The following is a 4,709-nucleotide window of genomic DNA, read 5'->3' on the forward strand; positions in this document are numbered from 1 at the left end:
TTTTGGCCCTTGTCTTGGTGCATAGGGAGTCGTTCAGGTGAAGCCCTCGACCGATTCGTATCTGTCCGCTCCACGCATCACTGCGCTTCCACGCCAGACCGATCCACCTCGTCGTCTTCGAGGGGTCTTACTTCCTTCTCGGAATGGGATACGTCATCTCGAGGCAGGCTTCGCGCTTAGATGCTTTCAGCGCTTATCCCTTCCCGACTTGGCTACCCAGCGGTGCCCCTGGCGGGACAACTGGTACACCAGCGGTCGGTTCATCCCGGTCCTCTCGTACTAGGGACAAACCCTCTCACGTATCCTACGCCCGCGGCAGATAGGGACCGAACTGTCTCACGACGTTCTGAACCCAGCTCGCGTACCGCTTTAATGGGCGAACAGCCCAACCCTTGGGACCGACTTCAGCCCCAGGATGCGATGAGCCGACATCGAGGTGCCAAACCTCCCCGTCGATGTGAACTCTTGGGGGAGATCAGCCTGTTATCCCCGGGGTAGCTTTTATCCGTTGAGCGATGGCCCTTCCACTCGGAACCACCGGGTCACTAAGCCCGACTTTCGTCCCTGCTCGACCTGTCCGTCTCGCAGTCAAGCTCCCTTTTGCCTTTGCACGCTTCGCGCGATTTCCATCCGCGCTGAGGGAACCTTTGGGCGCCTCCGTTACCCTTTAGGAGGCGACCGCCCCAGTCAAACTGTCCGCCTGACACTGTCCCGCCTCGCGTCCTCACAAGGCCGGTTAGAACAACCGTGTCACAAGGGTGGTATCCCAACGCCGACTCCACTCAGGCTGGCGCCCAAGCTTCTCCGTCTCCCACCTATCCTGTACATGCAACACCGTTGTCCCATATCAGGCTACAGTCAAGCTCCACGGGGTCTTTCCGTCTAACCGCGGGTAACCTGCATCTTCACAGGTACTACAATTTCACCGGGTCTCTCGTTGAGACAGCGCCCAAGTCGTTACGCCTTTCGTGCGGGTCGGAACTTACCCGACAAGGAATTTCGCTACCTTAGGACCGTTATAGTTACGGCCGCCGTTTACTGGGGCTTCGATTCGGACCTTCGGGTCTCCCCTAAGCCCTCCTCTTAACCTTCCAGCACCGGGCAGGCGTCAGCCCCTATACTTCGCCTTTCGGCTTCGCAGAGACCTGTGTTTTTGCTAAACAGTCGCTTGGGCCTTTTCACTGCGGCTCTTCCCACCGGAAGAGCGCCCCTTCTCCCGAAGTTACGGGGCCATTTTGCCGAGTTCCTTAACGAGAGTTCTCCCGCGCGCCTCCGTGTTCTCCACGCGCCCACCTGTGTCGGTTTCCGGTACGGGCACCTTCAGCTCGCTAGAGGCTTTTCTCGGCAGTGTGAACGTCGGGACTTCGGTACTGTCCTTCCCTCCCCATCACAGCTCACGCTTTACAGGGTGCGCATTTCACTACACCCCACGCTCGCTGCTTGGACGGCCTCTTCCATCCGGCCGCTTCCCTCGTCCTCCTGCGTCACCCCTTCGCTCAAACGCCTACGGTGGTACAGGAATGTCAACCTGTTCTCCTTCGACTACGCCTTTCGGCCTCGCCTTAGGTCCCGACTGACCCTGGGCGGACGATCCTTCCCCAGGAAACCTTGGGCTTTCGGCGGAGGGGATTCTCACCCCTCTTTTCGCTACTCATACCGGCATTCTCACTTCCATGCGCTCCACCAAGTCTCTCGGCTCAGCTTCTCCGCCCATGGAACGCTCCCCTACCATGTCGCCATCCCAAGCTTCGGTGTCCGGTTTAGCCCCGTTCCATTTTCCGCGCAGCGCCACTCGACCAGTGAGCTATTACGCACTCTTTCAATGGTGGCTGCTTCTAAGCCAACATCCTGGTTGTCTTCGCAGCGCCACATCGTTTCCCACTCAACCGGAACTTTGGGACCTTAGCTGTGGGTCTGGGCTGTTTCCCTCTCGACTACGGACCTTATCGCTCGCAGTCTCACTGCCAGGTTCCTCGACATTGTGGCATTCGCAGTTTGACGAAGCTTGGTAGCCCTCGCGGGCCCCGCACCCCATCAGTGCTCTACCTCCACAACTCATCCCCTGACGCTAGCCCTCAAGCTATTTCGGGGAGAACCAGCTATCACCGGGTTCGATTGGCATTTCACCCCTACCCCCAGTTCATCCCCTGGCTTTTCAACGCCAGTGGGTTCGGGCCTCCATGCGGTGTTACCCGCACTTCACCCTGACCAGGGGTAGATCACCCGGTTTCGGGTCGATGCGCACCAACTCCCGCCCTCTTCAGACTCGCTTTCGCTTCGGCTCAGGCTCCCTCGCCTTCACCTCGCTCGCACGCATCACTCGCCGGTTCATTCTACAAAAGGCACGCCGTCACACCTCTCGGTGCTCCGACTGCTTGTAGGCACACGGTTTCAGGTTCTCTTTCACTCCGCTCCCGCGGTCCTTTTCACCTTTCCCTCACGGTACTTGTGCACTATCGGTCGCCAAGGAGTATTTAGCCTTAGGAGGTGGTCCTCCCGGATTCCTACGGGATTCCTCGTGTCCCGCAGTACTCGGGGTCTGTTTCCACCCTCATGCGTGCGTTTCGGATACCGGGCTCTCACCGTCTACGGCCGGCCTTCCCAGACCGTTCTCCTACACACCCACTCGGGCTGGCTACCCTGCAGCTCGCCACAAACAGCCCCTCAACCCCGAACGCGCAACGGCTGCAGCCTTTCCCACGCATCCGGTTTAGGCTCTTCCGCTTTCGCTCGCCACTACTCACGGAATCGCGTTTGCTTTCTCTTCCTCGGGGTACTGAGATGTTTCACTTCCCCCGGTTCCCCGCTCGAGGCCTTTCGACCTCAAGCTGCTGGCGCTTCCCGCCAGCGGGTTCCCCCATTCGGACATCCACGGCTCAAAGCCTGCTTACGGCTCCCCGTGGCATTTCGGCGTTCGCCCCGTCCTTCGTCGGCTCTTGGCGCCTAGGCATCCACCGTGTGCCCTTCCTAGCTTCACCTTTCCATACTCCCTATGCACTTGCCAAGGTCCTTCGAGAGAGCTCTCGCTCCCTCAAAACTAAACACACGCCTACCACCTAGCCCGCAAGCCCTCGTCCCTTGCTCCCTAGAAAGGAGGTGATCCAGCCGCACCTTCCGGTACGGCTACCTTGTTACGACTTCACCCCAATCATCGACCCCACCTTCGGCGGCTGGCTCCCCAGAGGGGTTACCTCACCGACTTCGGGTGTTGCCGACTCTCGTGGTGTGACGGGCGGTGTGTACAAGGCCCGGGAACGTATTCACCGCGGCATGCTGATCCGCGATTACTAGCAATTCCGGCTTCATGCAGGCGAGTTGCAGCCTGCAATCCGAACTACGAGCGGCTTTTTGGGTTTCGCTCCGCCTCGCGGCTTCGCCTCCCTTTGTTCCGCCCATTGTAGCACGTGTGTAGCCCAGGACATCAGGGGCATGATGATTTGACGTCATCCCCGCCTTCCTCCGACTTACGCCGGCAGTCACCTGTGAGTCCCCGCCTCAACGCGCTGGTAACACAGGTCAAGGGTTGCGCTCGTTGCGGGACTGAACCCAACATCTCACGACACGAGCTGACGACAACCATGCACCACCTGTCTCCTCTGCCCCGAAGGGACCCCTCATCTCTGAGGGTGTCAGAGGGATGTCAAGCCCTGGTAAGGTTCTTCGCGTTGCTTCGAATTAAACCACATGCTCCACTGCTTGTGCGGGCCCCCGTCAATTCCTTTGAGTTTCAGTCTTGCGACCGTACTCCCCAGGCGGAGTGCTTATTGGGTTTCCTTCGGCACTGGGGTGTGTCCCCCCAACACCTAGCACTCATCGTTTACGGCGTGGACTACCAGGGTATCTAATCCTGTTTGCTCCCCACGCTTTCGTGCCTCAGCGTCAGTCACTGTCCAGCAAGGCGCCTTCGCCACTGGTATTCCTCCACATCTCTACGCATTTCACCGCTACACGTGGAATTCCCCTTGCCTCTCCAGCACTCAAGTCAAGCAGTTTCCAAAGCCATCCCATGGTTGAGCCATGGACTTTCACTCCAGACTTGCTCGACCGCCTACGCACCCTTTACGCCCAGTGATTCCGGACAACGCTCGCCCCCTACGTTTTACCGCGGCTGCTGGCACGTAGTTAGCCGGGGCTTCCTCACTCGGTACCGTCTCGCATGGGGCTTTCCATCCCCCATGCCGCTCTCCCCGAGCAACAGAGCTTTACAACCCGAAGGCCTTCTTCGCTCACGCGGCGTTGCTCCGTCAGGCTTGCGCCCATTGCGGAAGATTCCCTACTGCTGCCTCCCGTAGGAGTCTGGGCCGTGTCTCAGTCCCAGTGTGGCCGGTCACCCTCTCAGGTCGGCTACGCATCGTCGCCTTGGTGGGCCGTTACCCCGCCAACTAGCTAATGCGCCGCGGGCTCCTCTCTCAGCGGCCCAGTTGGGCCTTCCCCCGCAAGAAGATGCCTCCTCGCGGGCGTATCCGGCATTAGCGCCCGTTTCCGGGCGTTATTCCGGCCTGAAAGGCAGATTACCCACGTGTTCCTCACCCGTCCGCCGCTGGCCTCCGAAGAGACCCGCTCGACTTGCATGTATTAGGCACGCCGCCAGCGTTCGTCCTGAGCCAGGATCAAACTCTCAATCCAACTGCTCTATCCTGACCTGTGGTCACAATGACTCACGGGCTTGGTGGTCTCGTGTGTTTAGTTTTCAAGGAGCGATTCCCGCG

Annotated in this window: 2 rRNA genes; both read right to left on the minus strand. The window is 59.5% G+C overall.

The window, feature by feature from the left end:
* Positions 1-34 precede the first annotated feature (34 nt).
* A 23S ribosomal RNA gene (locus AMA01_RS13325) occupies positions 35-2,978 on the minus strand.
* A 111-nt stretch (positions 2,979-3,089) separates the two neighbouring features.
* Positions 3,090-4,626: ribosomal RNA gene (locus AMA01_RS13330) — 16S ribosomal RNA — on the minus strand.
* Together the 16S and 23S rRNA genes form the textbook arrangement of a ribosomal RNA operon.
* Positions 4,627-4,709 lie beyond the last annotated feature (83 nt).

The sequence above is a fragment of the Alicyclobacillus mali NBRC 102425 genome, assembly GCF_001570745.1.
Classification (GTDB): domain Bacteria; phylum Bacillota; class Bacilli; order Alicyclobacillales; family Alicyclobacillaceae; genus Alicyclobacillus; species Alicyclobacillus mali.